Origin of the sequence: uncultured Brachyspira sp. (assembly GCF_944393015.1) — a bacterium.
In the GTDB taxonomy this organism is placed as follows: Bacteria; Spirochaetota; Brachyspiria; order Brachyspirales; family Brachyspiraceae; genus Brachyspira.
In genome coordinates, this window is the sequence record NZ_CALXYQ010000001.1 from 116485 (window position 1) to 140191 (window position 23707).

Here is a 23707-nt window from a genome sequence, read left to right on the forward strand (position 1 = left end):
ACTTTTTTACTAATTAATTTATTATATTGAAAAAATACCTCTTAAAAACTTACCTACTCCATCTTCTTCATTTGAAAGAGCAATATAATCAGCCTTTCTTTTTACTTCTTCTTCTGCATTATCCATAGCAACACCAATACCAGCATATTCAATCATTTCAATATCATTCAAATTATCGCCAAAAGCAATTGTATTTTTTATATCTATACCCTTTTTATTACAAATCCATTTTAAAGAATTGCCTTTACTTACATCTTTACATATTACTTCTAATAATGTTTCTCCTGAAAAACAAGAATTGACATCAAAATTAGAATCTATATCAATTTTTAATTTATTTAGAATTTCTCTATTTCCAAAAATGATTATTTTATCAAATCTATAATCTTCGATATTTTCTATGCCGACTGTAATTTCTCTTGTTTTTTCAATTTGTATATATGATTTTAAATAAAAGTCATCTCTTGATACTATATACTTTAGATCATCAAAAAAATGCACACATACATCATATTTTTCTGATAATTTGATAATGCCTTTTGATATATATTCTTCCAGTCTTTTTCTGTATAAAATATTTCCATCGGCATCTATAATATTAGAGCCATTCATAACAATAGAATAATTACTATTACCTAAAATATCATTATATTTTTTTACTCCGTCAAATCCTCTTCCGCTTGATAGTACAAGTTCTATTTTATAATCATTAATAAGAGTTTTTAATATATCTTTAGTATAATTTCCTATTTCTTTTTTATTATTAAGTAAAGTACCGTCTAAATCTGTAGCTATTAATTTTATTTGTTATCTTTCAATATTCATAATTTATCCTAATTTAAAAATATTTTTTAGAAAATTTCCTACTCCATCTTCTTCATTTGAAAGAGCTATATAATCAGATTTTTGTTTTAATTCTTCTTCTGCATTAGCCATAGCAACTCCAATACCAGCATATTCAATCATTTCAATATCATTAAAATTATCGCCGAAAGCTATAATATTATCAGAACTTATTCCTTTATTATTACAAATCCACTCTAATGATTTTCCTTTATTTCCAATTTTAGATGTTATTTCCAAAGACAATTCCCCAGAAAAAGAAGAATGAACATCAGTATTTTCTGATATCTCTTTATAAAGTTTATTTAAAATATCTCTTTTACCTAAAATAAGCATTTTATCAAATCTATAAGTTTCAATATTTTCAAGTCCTATAATAGGTTCAATAGTTTGTTCTTTTTGCACATAAGATTTTATAGGAAAATCTTCTTTTGATACTATATATTTACCATTATCATAAACATGAACACACACATCATATTTTTCTGATAATTTTATTATTGTTTTGGCATAATTTTCTTCAACGGTTTGTTTATATATAATTTTTCCGCTATTATCAACTATAGAAGCTCCGTTAAAAATAATAGAATAATTATTATTTTCTAAAATTTTATTATAGCTTTTTACTCCTTCATAAGGACGTCCGCTTGATAATATTAATTGAACATTATAATCTTTAATAAGTGTTTTTAATATTTCTTGATTGAATTTTGAAATTTCTTTATTGTTATTTAGTAAAGTACCGTCTAAATCTGTAGCTATTAATTTTATTTTTTCTTTTGATATATTCATTACTCATCCTTATAATCTTTTTATTTAAAAATAAAACAAGTATACTTAAATATATAAGCATACTTGTTTATAATATAATATTTTTATTTAAAATATTTTACACCATTTTCAAATATGTTATAAATATCTTTTGTAATGATGTTTTTGTATAAATTGTTTCCGTATCTTTCACTATGTCCCATTTTACCCAATACTTTTCCGTCCTCTGAAATTATACCTTCAATAGCATAAACTGAACCATTAGGATTGAATCTGAACTCATTAGTAGGCTTTGATTCTAAATTAACATATTGAGTAGCAATTTGTCCTTTTTTGATTAACTCTTTTATTGTATTATCATCGGCGAAGAATCTTCCCTCACCATGAGAAACAGGAACAACTAATTCGCTTCCCACTGGTATATTATAAAGCCAAGGAGAATTATTTGATACCACCTTTGTTGTTACCATTTGGGAAATATGTCTTCCTATTTTATTGAATGTAAGAGTTGGAGAGTTTTCTGTAATGTTTCCTATTTTTCCATAAGGAAGTAAACCTGATTTTATTAATGCTTGGAAACCATTACATATACCCAAAACAAGTCCGTCACGTTCTAATAATTTATGTATAGAATTTTTTATTTTTTCATTTGTAAGTATTGCAGAAATAAACTTTCCGGAACCTTCAGGCTCATCTGCAGCACTGAATCCTCCGGGTATCATAAATATTTGAGAGTTATCAATTTTTTTAGACATCTCTTCAATGGATTCTTTTATGTATTCTGACTTTATGTTTCTAAATACAAAAATATCTGTGTTTGCTCCTGCATCAGAGAATGCTTTTTGAGTATCATATTCGCAGTTAGTACCTAAGAATGCAGCTATTAAAACATTAGGCTTAGCTGTTTTGTTTTTGCATATAAATGGTGCTTCTCTTTTGTACTCAGCCAATGGATAAGTTTCTATATCTTCATAAGTTTTATAAGGGAATATCGGAGATAATTTATCAAGCCATAATTTTTCTATTTCTTCTAAATCTACAGTTTCACCGCATACTTTTATTTTATATTCATTGATAGTTTTTCCTATTAGTACAGCATTTTTATAATTTAATTCTTCTTTAGTTTCTACTATAAATGAAGCAGGCATCAAATTAAAGAAATAAAGCTCATCTTTTATATCAACGCCTATTCTGTTTCCGAAAGACATCTTTGTTAAAGCTTCAGCAATACCTCCGAATTTAATAGTATAAGCTGATAATATTTTTTTGTCTTTTATGTTTTTATATATAAAGTCAAAGTTCTCTTTTATTTCAGCAACATTTGGCATGTAATTTTCTAACATGTTATGTTTTATTAAGTAAACATAATTATTAGCTGATTTGAACTCAGGAGATATAACATCTTTAGAGTTTACAGTTGATACTGCAAATGATATTAAAGTTGAAGGCACTGATATATTATTAAAAGTACCGCTCATAGAGTCTTTACCGCCTATAGCTGGTATATCAAATTCAGTTTGTGCATATATTGTACCAAGCAATGCAGAATAAACTTTACCCCATTTTTTAGCATCATTACCTAATTTCTCAAAATATTCTTGAAATGATAATCTTATATTTTTATAATCAACGCCTATAGAAACTAGTTTTGACATTGATTCTATTACAGAATATATACCGCCATGAAACTCTGACCATTTCATTATAGAAGGATTATAACCCCAAGATATAGCAGAAGCAGTATTTATTTCTTTAGCATTATTATCAAATATAGGTATTTTTTGAATGCTTACATCGCTTGGAGTCATTTGGTATTTTCCGCCAAAAGGCATTAATACAGTTGTTGCTCCTATTGATGAATCGAACATTTCAATAAGTCCCTTTTGAGAAGCGACATTCAAATCTTCTATCATATTAAACCAATGAGATGTTAAAGAACATGCATTCTTTGTGCTGAAAGGATTATTTTCAAAATTAATATCTTTAAGTACTGCATTAGTTTCCTGTTTAGCTCCGTTAGTATCTAAAAACTTACGGCTTATATCTACAATTTTTTTGCCTTTCAAATACATTACAAGTCTATTAGTATCTGTTATAGTAGCAACTTTTGTAGCTTCAATATTCTCTTCATTGGCAAGTTTTATAAATGCATCTGCATCCTTACTTTCAACAACAACAGCCATTCTTTCCTGAGATTCTGATATTGCAAGTTCAGTACCATTCAAACCTAAATATTTAACAGGCAAAACATCAAGATTAATGTCAATTCCGTCTGATAATTCACCTATAGCAACGGAAACACCGCCCGCACCAAAGTCATTACATTTTTTTATTAATTTAGTAACTTCTTTATTTCTGAATAATCTTTGAATCTTTCTCTCTTCTGGGGCATTACCTTTTTGTACTTCAGCACCGCAAAGTCTTAAAGATGTATCAGTATGGCTTTTTGATGAACCAGTAGCACCGCCGCATCCATCTCTTCCTGTTCTTCCTCCAAGCACTATAACTATATCGCCAGCTTTAGGCTTTTCTCTTCTTACATAATTTACAGGAACAGCACCTACAACAGCACCTACTTCAAGTCTTTTTGCCTTATATCCTTCATCATATATTTCATTAACCAAACAAGTTGTAAGCCCTATTTGGTTACCGTAAGAAGAATATCCTGCTGCTGCAGTGGTAGTAATTTTCTTTTGAGGAAGTTTTCCGGCTAAAGTATCTTCCAATTTTTCTAATGGATTAGCACTTCCTGTAACTCTTATAGCCTGATATACATAGCTTCTTCCTGAAAGCGGATCTCTTATAGCTCCGCCTAAACATGTAGAAGCACCTCCGAAAGGTTCGATCTCTGTAGGGTGATTATGAGTTTCATTTTTAAACATTAATAAATATTTTTCTGTTTTATTTTTTCCGTTCTCATCAATGGCGTCAACATCTATATAAATAGAACATGCATTTATTTCATCTGAAATTTCTAAATCTTCAAGTTTTCCTTTTTTCTTTATATATTTAGCAGATACTGTTGCCATGTCCATTAAATTAATATCTCTTTTACTGTCAACATCTTCACCGTAAAGCTCTTTTCTCATACTATAATATCTATTAATAGCATTGAGTATAACTTCTGAAAAATTACTTTTATCATTCTCTAATTTTACATCATTAATCTTTGTCATAAATGTTGTATGGCGGCAATGGTCTGACCAATATGTATCGAGTACTTTTATTTCTGTTTCTGTTGGGTTTCTTTTCTCTTCATTTTTGAAATAATTCTGTACGAACTCTATATCTTTATAAGTCATTGCCAAATCAAGAGTATCTCTGTATTTATGAAGTTCATCTATATTTAAATTAATGAAATTTTCTACATCTTTAATATCATCAGCTTTTTGATGAGGTTCTATTTCTAATTTGCTTAAATCTTTTTCTCTGCTTTCTACTGGGTTAATATAGAATTTTTTTATTTTTTCTATTGTACTGTCATCTATATTGCCTTCAAAAATAACAACTTTTCCGCTTACTATAGTTACATCTTTTATATCATTATAAATAAGCTTCAAACATTGTAATGCTGAATCTGCTCTTTGATCGAATTGTCCTGGTAAATATTCTACAGCAAAATATTTTAAACCATCAAAATCTTTTTTTTCAACAATCTTATCAGTAGGAGGTTCTGAAAATATTACTTTAATTGAATTATTTAACTGACTTTCTTCAATATTAAAAATATCATAAACATTGAGAAGTCTTACATTACATTTTATTTTGAAATTCTCTTTTAATTGATTTTCTAATCTTTTAGCTTCCAAATTAAAGCCGTCTTTTTTTTCGATGAAAATACGATAGTTCATTGATATAATTTCCTAATTTTAAATTTTTAATATAATGATTATATATGTAATGATTATTATATCAATACTTTTTATAATATAACTTTAAAGCTTATAAAATATTTCACTTAATATAATACAGAAGTTTTTATTATTATTTCAAGAGTATGTACTATCATATCTTTAGTCATATATGTATTGTTTGGCTTATCAAGTATTTGTTCTGTTATATAAGGCATATATATAAAACAGCCTTTAATATTTAAATTATTCTTTTTAATAACAATGTAGTATACACCAAAACAACTATATTTTGTCAATTTTTGATTTTTTATGAATGTAAATAATATTTTTTATAATATAAAATATTATTTTGTATTGCTTAAATATGTTTTATCTGTAAGATAAATTATTAATTTTTGTACAATAATGAGTAATCAGCCGCACATATAGTTGACATTCAATAAGAATAAACAATACCGTGCGGGGCGGTGCTGCGGCTCGCAGTGACAAAATATAGTTGTTTAGGTATATATTTATTAAAAAATACTACAAACAATAACATTTTGATATTTTTTATTTATAGTTCATTATTTTTTATATTATTACATATATAAGCAGATAATAATTGTTTTTAATTTTTACATTAATGTTATAATATCAACATAAATTTTATCATGCGAGGTTATAAAATGAAAATAGCTCATATTGCCGTTTGGGTTAAAGATTTAGAGAATATTAAAAATTTTTATATCAAATATTTTAATTGTACATGCAATGATAAATATGTTAATGAGAAAAAAGGGTTTGAATCATATTTTCTAAAATTTGAAGATGACTGCAGATTAGAGATTATGACTAGAAAAGATATAAAAGAAAGAAATACAAATGATGAAATGTACGGTTTTGCTCATATTTCAATATCAGTAGGAAGCAAAGAAAAAGTAGACAGCCTCACAGAAGAATTAGAAAAAGACGGATTTAAAATCGCATCATATCCTAGAACTACAGGCGATGGATATTATGAAAGCGTTGTACTTGACAGCGAAAATAATAGAATAGAAATAACTATATAAAGGCATATATAAAATAAAAGGATATCAAAATGAAAAAATTATACTTTGTATTATTAATGATTTTGTCTGTATTATCAATTTCCTGCTATGATAAATTTACTCATCAAATAAAAGTTTATCATAATGGAAATATACTTACTATGCAAGGCAATGAACCAGTTTATGCAAGAGCGATAGAGATAAGAGATAACACAATAATGAAAGTTGTTTATACAGAAGAAGATGAAAAAAGCATTGTAAATAATGTATATGCAGAAGTAGTGGATTTGCAAGGTAAAACATTAATGCCAGGATTCATAGATTCTCATAGCCATTTAATAAGATTTTCTCAGGCTCTTACAACAGTAGATTTAACAGGCTCTACTAATTTACTTGAAATAGCTCAAAGAATAACTAACTATATAGAAATAAATAAATTAGCCCCAGATGCTTGGGTTGTAGGATTTGGTTATGATAATAATTTGCTTCCTGATAATAAAAATCCTAACAGAGATGATTTAGATAAAATTTCTACTACTCATCCAATATTTATAACTCATGCTTCAGGACATGTAGGAGCAATGAATTCAAAAGCATTGGAAGAGTTTGGAGTCGATGAAAATACACCGGATATAGAAGGCGGAGTAATAGAGAGATATCCAGACAGCAGAAAGCCTACAGGATATATGGAAGAAACTGCATTTTTACATTATGCAAACAGTATTAATTTTGAATTAACTGATGAAGACTTGATGAGATTTGTTAATCAGGCTGAAGATGTTTATTTAGGATACGGCATTACAACCGCACAAGATGCTTTATTATCAACTGCAGAATTTCCTCTTGTAAATAATATGATAACTAATAATAGATTTAGAATAGATATTATAGGATTTATAGATTTAAAAAATTCTGATTCTATAGTACAAACTAATAAAGAAATGGTAGGAAAGTACAGCAATAGATTTAAAATAGGAGGCTATAAAATATTTTTGGATGGCTCTCCTCAGGCAAAAACTGCATGGCTAGAACAGCCTTATGTAAGCGGACCAGCAAGATACAGAGGATATGGAATATATAGTAATGCAGCAGTAGAAAAATACGTTGAAAAAGCATTAGATGATGAAATGCAGCTTCAGGCTCATTGTAATGGAGATGCAGCAGCAGATCAGTATATAAATGCATTCAGCAATGTTATGCAAAGAAGAAATACCACTAACAATTACAGAGCAGTTTTAGTTCATAGCCAAATAATAAGAGATGAACAATATACATCAATGTCAAATCTAAATATCATACCTTCAATATTCGTAGCACATGTTTATCATTGGGGCGATGTACATATAGAAAATTTAGGTATGGAAAGAGCTTCACAGATAAGTGCATCAAAAACAGCATTAAACAATAATTTAGCCTTTACTTATCATCAGGACACACCAGTAATAAAACCCGATATGCTTGAAACTATTTGGTGTGCAGTTAATAGAATAACAAAAAATGGTGTATTATTAGGAGATAATCAAAAAGTTACTCCTTATGAGGCTTTAAAGGCTATAACTATTAATGCCGCTTATCAAAATAAAGAAGAATATTTAAAAGGAACTATTGAAGAAGGAAAATTGGCTGATCTAGTAATATTAAGTGATAATCCTTTAACCTGTGAACCTATGAAGATAAAAGATATAGAAGTAATTGAAACTATTAAAGAAGGTAAAACATTATATACGAAAAATACTGCTTTATAAATGATTAAACAAAATTAAAATAACAAATTACTGCATTAATTATTTTTATAATAGTAAATGCAGTAATTTTTTTATATTCAAATATTATGTTTTTCTAATTTTAAAATTTTTCTTATTTTAGTAAAATAAATTATATATATAATCACTGTAGATATTAAAATGGCAAGCCCGAATCTTAAAGTGATATTCAAAAGCGTAATCTCATAAGCACCTTTTAAATATAAAATAAAATATGGTATATTGAAAAAAGTATTAACTATAAAAGACTGAAAAAGCATATATTTAATCTGTCCTATAGCGTACAATAAATTAGATATGATATTATAATATGCATAGAATATATAAAAAGGAAATAGTATCATAATCAATGACATAACAGATTCAAGATTCTGAGCATTCATTATATACTTCATAAAATACTTATATGTAGGTATTAATGCTATCCATATAAGAACGCATATAGTTGTAAGAAGAACATAAGGCTTTAAGCTTCTGTTATGATCTTTAGATAAATCTGTTCTTATTAATGTACCTATTTGATTTATAGGGATTAAAAGCCAAGCCCAATAGAATGAATTTGCAACCCAATAATTACCTTGCTCCCCTACAATATTAATCATTCTTACAAGTACTATGCTGTAAATCAAATTTCTATAAAATGATTCAAGCCCTGATACCACATTTAATGAACTTACTTTTTTATTCCATAAGAATTGAACTTTTATTTTATCAAAAATATTATATCCGCATTTACTTAATAGTATTAAAGCTATTATTACAGAAATTAAATTTGATATTATATTATTATAAGCTATTCCATTAACTCCGAAATTTAATGATATAGGATACTGAGAAACAAAAAGTATATCAAGAATGATAGTTAAAAACATCTTTATAGTAGTTATTACAAAAATAGATTTATAATTTTCCAAAGCAGTATGAACTATTATTACCAAATGAAATAATACTATTGCAATATTAGCTAAAGATTCCAATCTTATATACGTAGTAGTTTGAGCATAAAGTTCTGTCTGCTGCTTCATAACAGTAACTAAATTGCCGGCAAATACATTTATAATAAAAGCCATTATTATATATATAAAAGTTATTATTAATATAGAACTTCTCACTTTATTTATAAATATATATTTCTCTTCAAATGAATCTTTATCTTTTATCTTACCGAAAAAGAAAAAAAGCGGTGCTATTATAGCTTCTTCAAATACCTCATATATGATTCCAAGCCACATTTGCTGAGATGCAATATTTATACCGCTTGCACTGGGATAGCTGTCAAGCAAATATATTCTAAATGTTGAATAAATAGAAGGCATCAAGGCTTGTATCATAAGAACAATAAAAAGTCTGAAATTAATTTGCTTTAATGAATTTAAATACATAATTCTATTCCCAATTTATTTACTATTGCTATATAATTAAAATATAATATATAAATATATTTTAAATATATAGCAAGCATAATAAATAAAAATTAGTATTTATTATCAACATAGCTATTATTATTTAATATCAAAAATAGTACATAAAATTTGATTTTTGAGATTTTTTTTACTATACTTGAGTTATCATGCATTACTTAGTTTTCTATGAATCAGCTTATTCTTTAAGCTTCTTTAGAAACAAATCAAATAATATAATAAATAATCTATTATATCATCAAAATAATTTCTGTTACCAAAGGAGGAATGTTTATGGGAAAAATATATAACCCAGAAAGTATTCGTAATGTCGCACTTCTAGGACATGTAGGAAGCGGTAAAACTAGTTTGAATGAAGCCTTACTCTATAGAGCTAAATCTATAGATAAAAAAGGTGAAATCGAAAGAGGAACTACAGTCAGTGACTATACAGACGAAGAAATTAAGCAAAAAATGTCCATCAGAACTTCTTTAAGTTTTATAGAATGGAACGATCATAAAATTAATTTGCTGGACATTCCTGGGTCTGGTGATTTTAGCGGTGAAATTAACCCTGCTTTAAGAGTAGCTGAATCTTGTATTGTTGTTATAGATGCAGAATTCGGTATACAAATAGAAACTGAAAAACATTGGCAAATGGCTAATAATTTTAAAAGACCTAGAATAGTCTTTATCAATAAAATAGATAAAGAAATGGTTGATCATAAAGCTTTATTAGAAAAAATCGAAAATAACTTTAAAGAACCTCCTGTAGTTCCTATACAAATACCTATGGGTAATGGTAAAGATTTTAAAGGTATAATAGATGTTATTTATCATAAAGCATTATTTAGAGATGAAAGCGGCAAAATTGTAGAGGCAGAAATTCCTGAAGAATATTATGATGAGTACAGAGCAACACGCGACAGATTAAAAGAATTAGTATGCGAAGTTGATGATGAACTTATGGAAAGATATTTAGACGGCGGAAAGTTTACAGATGAAGAATATATTGAAGCTTTAACAAAATCTATACTTCAATATAAAGTAGTACCTATACTTTTCGGTACATCTATAAGAGATATAGGTATGGGAGCTTTACTCGATACTATTATCAGATATATGCCTTCTCCTTCTTATGTACCTGTTACAGATGGTACTGATCTTTTAACTAATGAGCCTGCAACAAGAACTATATTAGGTGATAATAATCCTTTTGCAGCATTTGTATTTAAAACTACTATAGATCAATATGCTGGAAGAATATCATTCTTTAAAGTTCGTTCAGGAAGCATAAAAAGCGGAGATGAAATATACAATTCCAGAACAGGAAAGAAAGAAAAAGTTTCCCATATATACATGGCTAGAGGAAAAAAACAAATAGAAAGTGATACTATTACATCAGGAGATATAGGAGTATTGGCAAAACTTTCAGACTGCAGAACAGGCGATACTATAAGTGTTCCATCTGCTCCATTCCAATTCCTACCTCTTAAAGTACCTCAGCCTATATACTTTACAGCTATTAAAATATTGAAAAATGATATAAAAGCTCTTGAAGTTCTTGATACTATAGCTCAGGAAGATTTAACATTTAATGTAGAATATGACAGCGAAACTAAAGAAACTATTATCAAAGCTATGGGTGCTTTACAGGTAAAATTAGCATTAGAAAGAGTAGTATCTCTTACTAAAGCCGAAATAGAACAAAGCGTTCCTAGAGTAGCTTATAGAGAAACTATAAGAAAACAGGCTCAGGCTCAATACAGACATAAAAAACAATCTGGAGGAAGCGGACAGTTTGGAGAAGTTCATTTAGAAGTTTCACCTCTGCCACGTGACGGCGGTTTTGAATTTATAAACGATATATTTGGAGGAGCTATACCTAAACAGTATATACCGGGAGTAGAAAAAGGTATACAGGATGCATTAGCACAAGGACCTTTGGGTAAATATCCTATGGTTGATATTAAAGTAAGACTATTTGACGGTAAATACCATGATGTAGACTCTAACGAATTGTCATTTAGAATAGCAGGTTCTATGGCAGCAAAAGAAGCATTCAAAAATGCAAGCCCTGTATTATTAGAGCCTGTGATGAAAGTTACAGTCTATGTGCCTGAAGAGTTTACTGGTTCTATAATGAATGAACTTACAGGTAAAAGAGGCAAAATTTTAGGTATGGAGGCAGCATCTAATACAATACAAATGATTAAAGCCGAAGTGCCGCTATCTGAAATGCTTACTTATTCTATAGAGATGAAAGCATCTACTTCAGGAAGAGGTACTTTTGAAATGGAGCATTCTCACTATCAAGAGCTTACAGGTCCTTTGGCCGATAAGGTTATAGAGGAAAGAAAAGCATTGCTTGGCAGCGGAGAATAAAATTAGGGTTTAGTATATAAAAATAAAGTTGATATTTTTTATATACTATCATATAATATTGAATATGTATAAAACTAGGAGATTGTATGCTCAAAATAATTGACAAAATCACAAAAGAACATGTATTTGAAGATTTGGAATCAAAAGACAAAGAATCACTTTTTAGAGCGTTAAGTGAAAAAATTGCACCAGTTGCTTCTGCATCTGCAGATGCTATCTTTGATGCATTCAAAAAACGTGAAGATGAATACACTACTAATATTGGAAACGGGGTTGCTGTTCCTCATGGAAGAATACAAGGTTACGGAAAAACAGATATATTTGTTGGTTTCTTAAAAAATGAAATTAACTACGATTCAGACTCTGATGAAAAAAGCCCTGTTAAACTTGTATTTGCAATACTTTCAGATCTTGATAACCCTCAAGATTATCTTTTAAATCTTTCTCAAATTTTCTTCTTGGTTAACCAGAAAGAAATACTTGATAAAGTAATGGCTACTAAAAGCTATGATGAACTTGCTGCTGTTTTAGAATCATTCAAAAAATTAGATGAAAAATTTGAGGCTGAAAAACAAATCAAATTCTTAATCGAACTTGAAAGAGCTGAAATACAAATTAAAGCTTATGAACTTTATAGCTCTACTCACTCTCAGCAAAAATCTGATGTTGTTTTAGAAGAGTATAAAAAATATAAAGATACTATTCTTAGCAAAATAGATGTTGCTGTTTTAGAAAATTATAAGAGAATTAAAGAAAATAAAGGTGAAGCTTTAGCTAAAATTGAAAATTACAAATGCAGTGCTTGTAATGTAGCTATACCTAAAATGACTGTTAATGAAGTTAGAAGACAAAATCAAATTATTATGTGTTTCCACTGCGGAAGAATATTATTCACTACTGACTGATAACATTAATGATAAGTAATTTATTAAAAATATGGACAGCTAAAAGAAATATTTTAATAATACTTCTTTTAGCTTTCCTTTATATTTCATGTTCACCTAATAAACCTAGCTCAAGCATTTCTGAGTTTTATAATTATCCTAATCCATTTAGTCCGTCTAAAGAGAATACTACTTATAAAGTTTCTATTAATAGCGGAGAAATTATAAGTGCTAAAGTAGAAATATACTCTCAAAACGGCGATTTAATGGACTCAAAAGATTTAACTATTGATGCTTCAAAGAAAACAGCCACTTGTATATGGTCCGGACTTGATAAAAATGGAAAATATCTTCCTTCTGCTGTTTATGATGCTAAAGTAACAGTAAAAGATAATCAAGATTCCACATTTACAGCTGAATTCAAAACTTCTATAAGATAAAAACTAATATATACCTAAACAACTATATTTTATCAATCTTTGCTTTTTTATGAATATAAATTATTATTTTTTATAATACTAAATATTATCTAATATTGGTTAAATATGTTTTATCTCTAAGATTACTTATTATTTTTTGTGCAATAATAAGTAATCAGCCGCACCACGTATAGAGGACATTCTTTAAGAATAAGTGATACTGTGCGGGAAGGTGCCCGCAAAGCGTACCGAACAAAGTTGAGGTAGAGCTAGCGGTTGAGAAACTTAAAAATTTTTAAGTTTCTCAATGTTTTTGTTGTTCTTTTTCCCGCAGCACGCCACAGGCGGACAGCGTCAAAGAACCAAAAAGTGCAAATGTAAAATTAGTACTAAATAATACTAATTTTGTTTTACATGTAATATAAACTATTAATTTAAGTTAAAATATAGCCTTTCGCGAAGCGTATCCGAGCCTGTCGAGGATATTGCTTCTCGCCGCAGGCGGGCTTCGCCTGTGGCAACAAAAGAAGTGGGGTGCTGCGTAAGCACGCAGAGCGGTGGGCAAGGCCCTGCAAATATTTTAAATTTAAAAAATTTATTTTTGACAAAATATAGTTGTTCAGGTATATATAAAATATAAACAGTTATTTTTTTATTTATATAATAAAAAATCAGCTGACAACTAAATTATCAGCTGATCCTTTATAGATTTAAAAGTTATAACATAACTATATTTTTTATGAATTAGAATTTTTTATTTTTTCTATCCAACTATTATATTCCTCATCTGATATCTCATCTAGTATTTTTACATAAGGTTTCAATTTCTGATGAGGTTTTGTGAAGTAGCTTATATCCCATTTTACAGGTTTTGCCCACATTCCTTCACTATCCATAATCAATATATGAGTGCCATCCAAGTCAGGAATTTCTTCTGGAGACATATCGCTGTATAATATTTTGTAGCAATCCAATTCTCCATTCTCATCTTCAATATTATAAGTACCGTCTTTTTGAAGAGCGTACATAGTGTAGTATTGCTGATGTGCCTCCGCTTCCATTAATTCCTGAGGATGCTCATTTCCAGTGGCTATATTATAAATAGTTTCATTAAACTCATAATTATCTATACCGTATCTTTTTAATAATCCTTTTTTATATAATTCTGCTTCTAATAAAGTTATAAGATAGTATCCATTACTCATATCTGAAGCCTCTATATAAAAACCTCTCTGTACTTTAGGAGAAAGAACTAAAATTTTTGTTTTATAGCAAGCCTCTATACCAATATGTACATAAGATAAAGCATTAACATAACCTTCTAAATATTCTATATGATCTTCAAGTCCTAAATTTATAAAATATTTTCTTAAATCCTGATTAGAACATATAACTGTCATAACAGGAGGTATCATCATATCAATTCCAATAAATGCCTCTAAAGGTTTATAATCAAGTCTGTACATAATATCTATATTAATACGGGCTATATCATCATCGGTAAGATCATCTTCATCTACATTATAAAGCTGAGCGGCATTTTCTATGAAACGGCAGGCATTATCTATATTTCTAAAAAATAAATTAATAATATTTTTGCCTATTTCATCATCTATTATATCTTCATGATGAAGTGAATGTCCTACAAAATTAGCAGCATAATATGATTTTAGTATATCCATATTTTCAAATTCTGATGCTATTTGTCTGCATATATCCAATTCTTTATCATGATTTTCTTTTACATATTCTTTTAATTTTAAAAATTTTTCATTTTGAGATACAAGTTTTTTATTTGCTACCTCTTCAATATTTGATTTTTGCTTAGTGTAGTCAATATACTCTTTTACTATGTCTTCCATTGATAATATCTCCTAACATTTATAATATTATATTAATATATTATATCATAAAAATTGAATATAAGGTATAAGTAAAACAAGTAAAATAGAATAAATTAATGCAGGAAGGAAATCTCCTGTCTTTATTTTGGCTAATTTTAATAAATTGATTCCTATCATCATAACAGTAGCACCTCCTACAGCGGAAACCTCATTAAGCATAGTTTCAGAAACATAAGGCTCTAAAAAAGATGAAAGTATAGTCAAAGCTCCTTGATAAACAAATATGCTTATTATCGAAAAAGCAACACCTATACCATAAACTGTAGACATAAACACTGCAACAAATCCATCTATTACGCTTTTGGTAAATATTAAATCATATACGCCTTGAGTTCCTGCCTGAAATGAACCTACTATAGACATTGAACCTGAACAAAAAAGTATTGAAGAAGTAAGAAAGCCTAAAGCAAAATTTCCTGAATTTTCTTTAAATGCAAATCTATTTTTTAAAAACTCTCCGAATAATTCTATTTTTTCTTCTATCCTAAAAAATGTACCAGTAACGCCACCAAGCATAATAGAAACTGCAAATATTAATATATGCTTTGTAGTTATAGCCATAGTTATACCTATAGTAAGAGATATTATACCGGCAGCAATAAAAACAGGCTCTTCATACCTTTTTGATAATTTATTTTTGAATGCAAAACCTATAAGAGAACCAACAAGTACAGCTATCATATTAACGAAAACGGCTATCATATTTTAATCCTAACATTATTATAATATATAATTTGCTATATAAATAAAATAATATAATACTTCTTTTTGTTTTTATCAATAGTAATTTTTAAATATAATCAATGATACAATCATAAAATTTTTTAAAAGTATTATCAATATTATCTTCCCAAGTATTATGTGTGAATATAATATGTGCTGATTCTATGTATAAGCTATCTCTTTGTTTAGATAATTCTAATAATTTATTTTTATCTTTAGCTAGAAGAGGTCTTTCTGTAGGGTCAATATTTTCAAGTATAATATTAGGATTTCTATCTATAAAAATAGTCAATCCTTTATCTTTCATGATCTTTCTATTTTTTTCAGCTAGAACTATACCGCCTCCTGTTGATATAACAGCATTATTTAAATTACTTAATTCTTCAAGAACTTCGCTTTCAATATTTCTAAAATAAGACTCTCCATTTTCAGCAAAAATATTTGTTATAGTCCTGCCCTCTTTTTTTTCTATAAAAGAATCCATATCGTACAAATCATAATTTAATTTTTCAGCAAGCATTTTTGATAATGCACTTTTTCCGCATCCTGGTAAACCTACAATAAATATAATTTTATTATTTTTTATATTATTCATTATACACACCTAAAACAATTAAATTTTCTACACTCTTTTTGAACTCTTCAAATTCTTCTTTACTGTTTTCAAAATCACCTGTCATATCAATATAAAAATAATACTGCCATTTTCTTTCAACATGCGGACGGCTTACTATAGAAGTTAAATTAAAACTTTTCAATTTATTCAAAGAATCTGCCAAACTGCCGTTTTCATGAGGAAGTAAGAATCTTATAGTCATTTTATTACCTCTTTTTAAAGCATTATCATAATTAGCAACTATAATAAAACGGGTTGTATTTCCTTTAATATTCTCAATATTCTCTTCAAGCATTTCTAAATCATAAATTTTACAAGCATGCTTATTTGAAATTGAAGCCAATTCTTTATCATCTCCATTAGAAACTATAAAAGCTGCTTCTGCAGTATTAGATGCTGTTATCTCTTCAAAATTATTTTCTTTTATAAAATTAGAACATTGCTTCAAAGCCTGATGATGAGATATAACTTTTTTAATATCCTTTATACTAGCACCTTTTTTTGCCATAAGTCCGTATTCTATAGGAAGGTAAACCTCTCCTACTATTTTACAATTATAATCTGCAAGTATATCCAAAACTTCATTAACCATTCCTGTAGAAGAATTTTCTAAAGGTAAAACACCGTAATAACATTCTCCGCTTCTTATACTCTCAAGCACATCATCAAAATGTTCTTTCTTTATTAGTTTAGCATTCTCTCCGAAAAATTTTAAAGCAGCTTCATGTCCGTTTCCACCCTCTCTGCCTTGATACACTATTTTTTCATCATATTTTATATTTTCTTTATCATCTTCTTTTTTATCTTCTTCAGCATTATATTCATCAATCAAATGTTTCTGAAGCTGTTTTGATGTATACATTATATCATTATAAATAGTAGTAATTAAACTAGCCAATTCTTTATTTTCAAGCAATTCTATTTTTTTTGCTATAACTTCTTTTTCTCTTTTTGGGTCGAATATAGGGGCATTATATTTCTTTTTTGTCTCCCCTACTTTCAAACTTACTTTCATTCTTTCATCTATCAAATTTACTATTTGCTTATCTATTCTATCAATATCTTTTCTTAATTCCTGTAATTCATCATTAAGCATAGTTGTGTCCTTTTATAATTTTAAATATTTAAGATTATACCTAAACAAATATACTTTGTCAAAAAATAGTTTTTATGTTTTTATTATTTTCGGGGACTAGCCCCCGAACCCCCACTTCTTTTGTTGCCACAAAGAAGCAAAAAGGCTATATTTTAGCTTAAATTTAATATTTTATCTTACATGTAAGACAAAATTAGTATTATTTAGTACTAATTTTATACTTGCTCTTTCGCCGTAGGGTACTTCGTATGGTTCTTTGACGAAGTCCGCAGAGCGTATGCGGCGGGAAAAGTTGATAATTATTAAAGCTATAAATTTATTTTGAATCCCACCCTTTAAAATTAGAAATTTTATATTGAAAAAACATTTTATTTATATTTACAGCCAATCAAGAAAAAGCATGCCCACCCAAACGTTTTTTAGTTTAGATACTTTAACAGCACGCGGTAAGCATAATTTTAAGTTATAGTAAATGTTTAATTATTGATTAATTTTATTTTTAAAGCGAGTTCAACGCGTGGCGAGATGACTTTAAAATAAAAAACCTGCCCCAATAAAACTATTAAGACAGGCTTTATTATATTATTATAATACTAATAATTTTTAATTAACTTTAATCATCTCTATATCCATTCCGCCTTGATTCATAATGCAATTAGAAACATCTTTAAATGTAAGAGTTATTGTATATCCTTGTATGCTAAACTCATACACTTCATTTCCTTTATCTGTTATCTGATTTTTTTGTATAGTTGTACCTTCACTATCATGCATATTGATTGAGCCGTCAGAATTTATTGTAAAAGTACCTCCATATGGTTTACTAGTATCTTTAGGCTTCCAATTTCCTTGATATGTTTCTATACCTTTATTAGGTGAAACTTTAGCAGGATCTGTAGTTTTATTACCGCATCCAATCATTAAAAAACTTACTAAAATTACAGCAGCTGCAATTGATAAAATTTTTTTAGTCATTTTTAAATCTCCTATTTTTTATTTATAACAATTAAAGATTTTTTTAATCTTTAATAAGTTATCAAATGTTTAAAAGCATTTATATATATTAAATATATTTGCTCTTTATTCAATGTTATTAATCAATAAAGTAGTCATCTAAGTATGGTCAGGTATGATTTTTATTATCGCTTATGATACTGTAAAAATGCTTTGAGAATTTTTTCCTGTCAAATGAATTATTATCATAAGAATTATACAAACTCAAAAGTATTAAAGATAATAATAATATGCTTGATTCATCAGGATTTAAATTGCTCTTTTTATAATCATTTAATATAGTGTTTAAATATTTATCATTAAAAGTATCTTTAAAATCATCATCATTAATATTAAATATTTTTTTCACTTCAGTGCATATAGAACCTACTAGCTCATCTTCTATATGTTTTATGTTTTTTATAATATCTTTCATCTTCATAAATAACTCCTTATTTTTTATTATTTTTGATAAGAAAAGTATTTCAAAAGATTTATTTTCAAAAATTATCTTTTCTGTCTCTCTTATCTCAAGCCCATAGGATTTAAGTCTTACTATCTCTTTTACAATATCAAGATGTTCCATTATGTAGTATCTGCTTTCTGTTCTGATCATTCCTCTTTCAACTCTGTATGCTGGAAGAAGTTCTTTATTATCCCATTCTCTTAATAAATTAATACTCATGTTTTTCATATTATTTTTTTCTAAAAGATTTAAAAATTCTCCTATGGACATCAATCTTTTTTTGCTTTTCAAAATAAATGAATATTTTGGCAAGTAATATTTTTTATTTTTTATAAAATAATATAAATCAAAATTGTTTATGTCTCTCTTAGCATTTATATCTATATTGTTGTTTTCATCTCTTCTAGCCATTTTATATTTACCTTATTTATTAAAAAGTTATAATCATAGAGCCATTAGCTGTTTTTTTATTTAGTTTGTACTTGTATCCGAAATCTTGATATCTTTTAGCTTGTCTTAAAACAACAAATTTCAAAACAGGTATTTTATTTTTACTATGAAGCCCTCTGCCAAATACCACCTCCATATCAATGTTTAAACTATCTCCAAATACTATTTTTAATATGTATAGTATCTTTAATAAATTTGTGAAATACTCTCTCGCTTCTTTTGCTCTTTTTCTATGTAAATCAATAAATAAGTAAATGTTCATTATACAATCTCCTTAAATATTATTATTAAATTTTTTAATACCTCGTTATAATGAGATACATACTTTTTATTATAGCTTTCATTATTTTGTTTTAAGCCGCTAAAAACTAATAAATAATTTGAAGCTGCCCAAATAAATAATTTTATTTATTATTTCTTTTGATTAGGGTTCAACTGTTTGCCTCTGTTGCCTTGATTCTTGTCATAGGTAATATTTGTTCCAGATGTGCCTTTGTTGGCATTTGAAATGTCAGCATTATGATTTGGTTTTTTGTTCATATAGAGCCTCCTTTATAAAAATGATATTTAGTTAGATATGTGTTTTTTATCTAACCATAGTTATATATTAGGCTCTTTATATGTTTTTATCATTTGACATATTCGTGTGGAGGTCAATCGAGAATTTTTTTTTTGATTTTTTTAAATATTTTTTATAGGAATTTCTATTGATTTGTATATATTATAGAAGTTATTGATTTTTTTTATTATATCTGATGATTCTTCATAGGTTAATTTATATTCTTCTTCTAAAAAGGAATAAAATAATTTATATCTATCATATATAATTTTACTTTCTTTTATTGACTCTATTTCTTTTTTTATTAATTGATATATTTTAAAGTCTTTTATACTTTCTTCTATATTTATAAATTTTTCATCATCTTGAATTAAATCACAAATATAATTTATTAATTCTTCCAACTTAAAACAATTATATTTTTTATACTCTTCATAATCAATAATATTAATAAAATATAAATTATTAAGCATTTTCTTAAACTTATTAATATCATTTTTTATATATTTGAATTCTTCTTTATATATAATTCCGCAATTAAGTATTACACTATCTGGATTTTTTTCTATCTCTTCTTTTATTTCTATTCTAGTTTTTATATAATCTTTTTCATCTCTATGATAGCCTACAATATTGTATGCAATACTCATCAATATAAACTTATAATAATAAATGTATATTTCTTTATAATCATATATTGAATATTTTTTAATTATTTTTTCTTCATCTTGATAATAGTAAATGTTATAGTTAATGATACCATAATCTTTTATATTATACTTTTTTGCTGTTTCATTATTTAAATAAAATTCGTAGAATCTATAAGTATTATGATTTCTAATAGCATTATATTTATAAATGTAAAGAGATATTATTTTTTTATATTCTTCTTCATTTATAATTTTTTTATCATTAAATAAATATCCTATAAAATATTGTAAGTAATAAAAAACACTGTCATAGTATAAAATGCCTTTTTGTAACTGTTCATTTTCTTCTACATTATAGTCCTTATTATCTCTTATCAGACTAAGTATTGTATTATACAGATAAAATATTATATTTTCTAAGTCCTTTATTTGTATAGTTTCAAAATTATTAAGTATATTTTTTATATCGATTTTCTTTATTTCTTTTTGTCTTTCTTTATCATCTTTTATATTTAAACAAATTTCTTTTATATATTTTTCACTTTCAATAGTATATATATTTGATTTTACTATCTTATCAAAATTAAATATTTCTTTTGCTATATCTTCGGCATCATATAAATAGCTTATATTTCTAATAAATACAAACTCTGTACTTTTTATATCTTTGTATATTCTTAATATTTCATCTAAAACTATTAAACTTTCTAATGTATAATATCTAGTATCTTTTTGTTTATCTTCTTTATACAATCTATATGAAGGAAGAATTGAAACAGTTTTTTTATTGTTATCAAAATATTCCTGCATAACTTTTTTTAATCTTTCAATTTCTCTCTCTTTGATTATAAGTTCAAAATTACTTTCTTTTATATCTTTTATAATATCTTTATAATTTCTTTCTTTATTATTTAAAAAGCGGTAATTATCATATATTAATTTATAAGGGCTTATTATTTTATTAATTATTTCATATATATAAGTGTAACTGAATTGCTCATAAGATTTCAAATTATTATATAATTCTAAAAACACACCTATTTCAAAAAAACAAATTTTATTCTCATCTAAAAATAAATAAATATTATCTGTATAATCAGGATCAGAATCTATTTCTTTATAACTTAAATCTTTATAAAATTTTATTTCTATATATTTATACTTTCCTCTTTTTAATTGTGTAGGCTTTCCTGAATTCATTGATACTAATAATACTTTTATATCATTATTTTTTAAAGTATTGATTTTATTTACTATATTTTTTAGTGAGTGAAGAATATAATAATCATCATAATGTCTATTTTTATTACTACTGTATGGAGTATATTTTGAATATATGTCTGAACTGTATTTTTCAATTATGTATCTTCTATCATTATTTTTTATATTGAATTGTTTTGCCTTACTATTTTTATTTGAAGCCATTATAAAACCTAAAATATATTTATAATTTTTGATTTTATATTATAAATATCATTTCATCAATTAAATTTAATTTTAAAAAATAAAAAAGGGAGCCTTTTAAAGCCCCCTTAATAATTTTTATATTAAAAATTTTATCATGCTCTTCTAACAAAAACACCTTTAACTATTGTACCTGAATTATTTTCTTCAACACTATAGCTAACATTCATTACAGAAGAAAATGTTCCATTACCATTATCTCTTTCTTCAAAAGTCATAGTAAGTATATGTTTTTTTAATACTACATTATTGTTATTAGGATCTGTTTCATTATATGTAGCCATACTAGTATTTCCAAATTTTAATATTGAAGTTGAAGGGAAACTATATGTTTTTTGGTCTGGTCTAAAATAAAAATCTATAGAACTATCATCTTTTACTATAATATAAGCACCCAAAAGATTCTGATGAGTTGTATTTCCAGTACTATCAGCATCCCAAGTACCAAGATAACTGCTGTCTACTCCAGTAATTGATCCTGTAACTTCGTCAGATGTTTTTTTAAACATATTACAGCTTACAGTAAATAAAGCTATAAATAATAAAGATGTAATTAATAATTTTCTCAACATATTTATCTCCGTTTTCTTAATAAATTCATATTATTTATAAATTTATTTTTTGTCAATAGTAAAATTAACTTTATTAAGCATAGTTTTTAATATAGAAAAATTAATTAATATTGATTTTATGTAAAATGATTATATAATTGTCAAAAACTATTCAAATTAAGAAAATCATAATGAAAAATTTTATAAAAAATGAACTTCAAAATTGGAAAGCAGTAGAAGCTATATGGATTATAATTGCAAGCGGTATAATATTATCGCTTTCTATATATTGGAAAGAAAACATTATTGGTATAGTATCATCAATAAGCGGTATATTATGCGTGATTCTCACAGGTAAAGGAAAATTATCTTCATATATATTTGGAATGGTTAATACTATTCTTTATTCTATTATAGCTTTTAATGCTAAATATTACGGCGAGTTTATGTTAAATGTCTTCTATTATATACCTATGAATATAGTTGGCTTTGTATTATGGAGCAGAAATATAAATAATGAAAGCAAAGAAGTCATAAAAATAAAACTGGATAATAAATATAAAATTATAATATTTGCTTTATCTTTTATATCAATTTTTGTTTACGGACTTATATTAAAAAAATTAGGAGGCTCTCTTCCTTTTGTTGATAGTGCAAGTACAGTATTTGCTGTAACTGCACAGATACTATGCGTAAAAAGATGTACTGAACAATGGATAATGTGGATACTTGTAAACATTTTAAATATTTCTATATGGTATATTAATTTCTCGAGCGGGGGTGATAATATAGCAACTCTGCTTATGTGGAGCGTTTATTTAATTAATGCAATATTTATGTTTATTAAATGGTATAGAGAAGCCAATTTACAAAAATAATTCGGAG

At 26.7% G+C, this 23707-nt stretch carries 21 protein-coding genes; 6 read left to right on the top strand and 15 right to left on the bottom strand.

The genetic code is table 11. The features are described 5' to 3' along the window. Positions 1–21: 21 nt before the first annotated feature. The 4 genes from Q0K19_RS00515 to Q0K19_RS00530 all read right to left on the bottom strand — a co-directional run bounded on the left by Q0K19_RS00515 (position 22) and on the right by Q0K19_RS00530 (position 5794). Positions 22–804, bottom strand: a complete 783-nt coding sequence (locus tag Q0K19_RS00515; RefSeq protein WP_297244764.1) for a Cof-type HAD-IIB family hydrolase — start codon at positions 802–804, stop codon at positions 22–24. Between the two features lie 24 nt (positions 805–828). Then, positions 829–1635: a Cof-type HAD-IIB family hydrolase gene (locus Q0K19_RS00520; RefSeq protein WP_297244624.1), complete on the bottom strand. Its 807-nt coding sequence runs from the start codon at positions 1633–1635 to the stop codon at positions 829–831. An 83-nt stretch (positions 1636–1718) separates the two neighbouring features. Next, positions 1719–5465 (bottom strand): phosphoribosylformylglycinamidine synthase, encoded by a 3747-nt coding sequence (locus Q0K19_RS00525; RefSeq protein ID WP_297244626.1) that lies wholly within the window; start codon positions 5463–5465, stop codon positions 1719–1721. Positions 5466–5572: 107 nt separating this feature from the next. Beyond that, positions 5573–5794 carry a hypothetical protein gene (locus Q0K19_RS00530; protein WP_297244765.1) on the bottom strand — a complete coding sequence of 74 codons (222 nt, stop codon included), beginning with the start codon at positions 5792–5794 and terminating at the stop codon, positions 5573–5575. Between the two features lie 342 nt (positions 5795–6136). On the opposite strand from Q0K19_RS00530, the gene Q0K19_RS00535 reads away from it, so the two are divergent. Continuing rightward, entirely contained in the window at positions 6137–6520 is a 384-nt protein-coding gene (locus Q0K19_RS00535) for a VOC family protein (RefSeq protein WP_297244628.1), read from the top strand. Between the two features lie 29 nt (positions 6521–6549). Continuing rightward, on the top strand, positions 6550–8244 hold the full coding sequence (locus Q0K19_RS00540; RefSeq protein ID WP_297244630.1) for an amidohydrolase: 1695 nt from the start codon (positions 6550–6552) through the stop codon (positions 8242–8244). A gap of 77 nt (positions 8245–8321) precedes the next feature. Here the strand turns inward: Q0K19_RS00540 and Q0K19_RS00545 are convergent, their stop codons facing one another. After that, the gene (locus Q0K19_RS00545) at positions 8322–9644 is read right to left on the bottom strand and encodes an MATE family Na+-driven efflux transporter (protein ID WP_297244632.1); all 1323 of its coding nucleotides are present in this window, start codon (positions 9642–9644) and stop codon (positions 8322–8324) included. Between the two features lie 312 nt (positions 9645–9956). Between Q0K19_RS00545 and fusA the strand changes: the two genes are divergently transcribed. The 3 genes from fusA to Q0K19_RS00560 all read left to right on the top strand — a co-directional run bounded on the left by fusA (position 9957) and on the right by Q0K19_RS00560 (position 13371). Then, complete coding sequence (gene fusA / locus Q0K19_RS00550; protein WP_297244634.1) at positions 9957–12047, top strand: elongation factor G; 2091 nt, start codon at positions 9957–9959, stop codon at positions 12045–12047. 86 nt (positions 12048–12133) lie between these two features. Further along, on the top strand, positions 12134–12952 hold the full coding sequence (locus Q0K19_RS00555; RefSeq protein ID WP_014488656.1) for a PTS sugar transporter subunit IIA: 819 nt from the start codon (positions 12134–12136) through the stop codon (positions 12950–12952). A gap of 8 nt (positions 12953–12960) precedes the next feature. Beyond that, complete coding sequence (locus Q0K19_RS00560; protein WP_014488657.1) at positions 12961–13371, top strand: hypothetical protein; 411 nt, start codon at positions 12961–12963, stop codon at positions 13369–13371. A gap of 716 nt (positions 13372–14087) precedes the next feature. On the opposite strand, the gene Q0K19_RS00565 is transcribed toward Q0K19_RS00560, so the two are convergent. From Q0K19_RS00565 to Q0K19_RS00610, 10 genes are all read right to left on the bottom strand, one after another. Beyond that, positions 14088–15212, bottom strand: a complete 1125-nt coding sequence (locus Q0K19_RS00565; RefSeq protein ID WP_297244637.1) for a hypothetical protein — start codon at positions 15210–15212, stop codon at positions 14088–14090. Positions 15213–15257: 45 nt separating this feature from the next. Next, a complete protein-coding gene (locus tag Q0K19_RS00570) occupies positions 15258–15956 on the bottom strand; it encodes a DUF554 domain-containing protein (protein WP_297244639.1) in 699 nt (232 codons plus the stop codon). 88 nt (positions 15957–16044) lie between these two features. Further along, a complete protein-coding gene (locus tag Q0K19_RS00575) occupies positions 16045–16572 on the bottom strand; it encodes a shikimate kinase (RefSeq protein ID WP_297244641.1) in 528 nt (175 codons plus the stop codon). Beyond that, the gene (locus tag Q0K19_RS00580) at positions 16565–17689 is read right to left on the bottom strand and encodes a chorismate mutase (RefSeq protein WP_297244643.1); all 1125 of its coding nucleotides are present in this window, start codon (positions 17687–17689) and stop codon (positions 16565–16567) included. The genes Q0K19_RS00575 and Q0K19_RS00580 overlap by 8 nt, the downstream gene beginning before the upstream one ends. Positions 17690–18292: 603 nt before the next feature. Then, entirely contained in the window at positions 18293–18664 is a 372-nt protein-coding gene (locus Q0K19_RS00585; RefSeq protein WP_297244645.1) for a hypothetical protein, read from the bottom strand. 148 nt (positions 18665–18812) lie between these two features. Next, positions 18813–19559 (bottom strand): MerR family transcriptional regulator, encoded by a 747-nt coding sequence (locus tag Q0K19_RS00590; RefSeq protein WP_297244647.1) that lies wholly within the window; start codon positions 19557–19559, stop codon positions 18813–18815. A gap of 19 nt (positions 19560–19578) precedes the next feature. Next, positions 19579–19860, bottom strand: coding sequence for a hypothetical protein (locus tag Q0K19_RS00595; protein WP_297244649.1), 282 nt, complete (start codon positions 19858–19860; stop codon positions 19579–19581). A 149-nt stretch (positions 19861–20009) separates the two neighbouring features. Then, the gene (locus tag Q0K19_RS00600; RefSeq protein WP_297244651.1) at positions 20010–20138 is read right to left on the bottom strand and encodes a hypothetical protein; all 129 of its coding nucleotides are present in this window, start codon (positions 20136–20138) and stop codon (positions 20010–20012) included. Positions 20139–20279: 141 nt separating this feature from the next. Further along, complete coding sequence (locus tag Q0K19_RS00605; protein ID WP_297244653.1) at positions 20280–22232, bottom strand: hypothetical protein; 1953 nt, start codon at positions 22230–22232, stop codon at positions 20280–20282. A 134-nt stretch (positions 22233–22366) separates the two neighbouring features. Next, entirely contained in the window at positions 22367–22843 is a 477-nt protein-coding gene (locus Q0K19_RS00610) for a hypothetical protein (RefSeq protein ID WP_297244656.1), read from the bottom strand. A gap of 170 nt (positions 22844–23013) precedes the next feature. On the opposite strand from Q0K19_RS00610, the gene pnuC reads away from it, so the two are divergent. Beyond that, positions 23014–23700 carry a nicotinamide riboside transporter PnuC gene (pnuC, locus tag Q0K19_RS00615; RefSeq protein WP_297244658.1) on the top strand — a complete coding sequence of 229 codons (687 nt, stop codon included), beginning with the start codon at positions 23014–23016 and terminating at the stop codon, positions 23698–23700. The last annotated feature ends 7 nt before the right edge of the window (positions 23701–23707 follow it).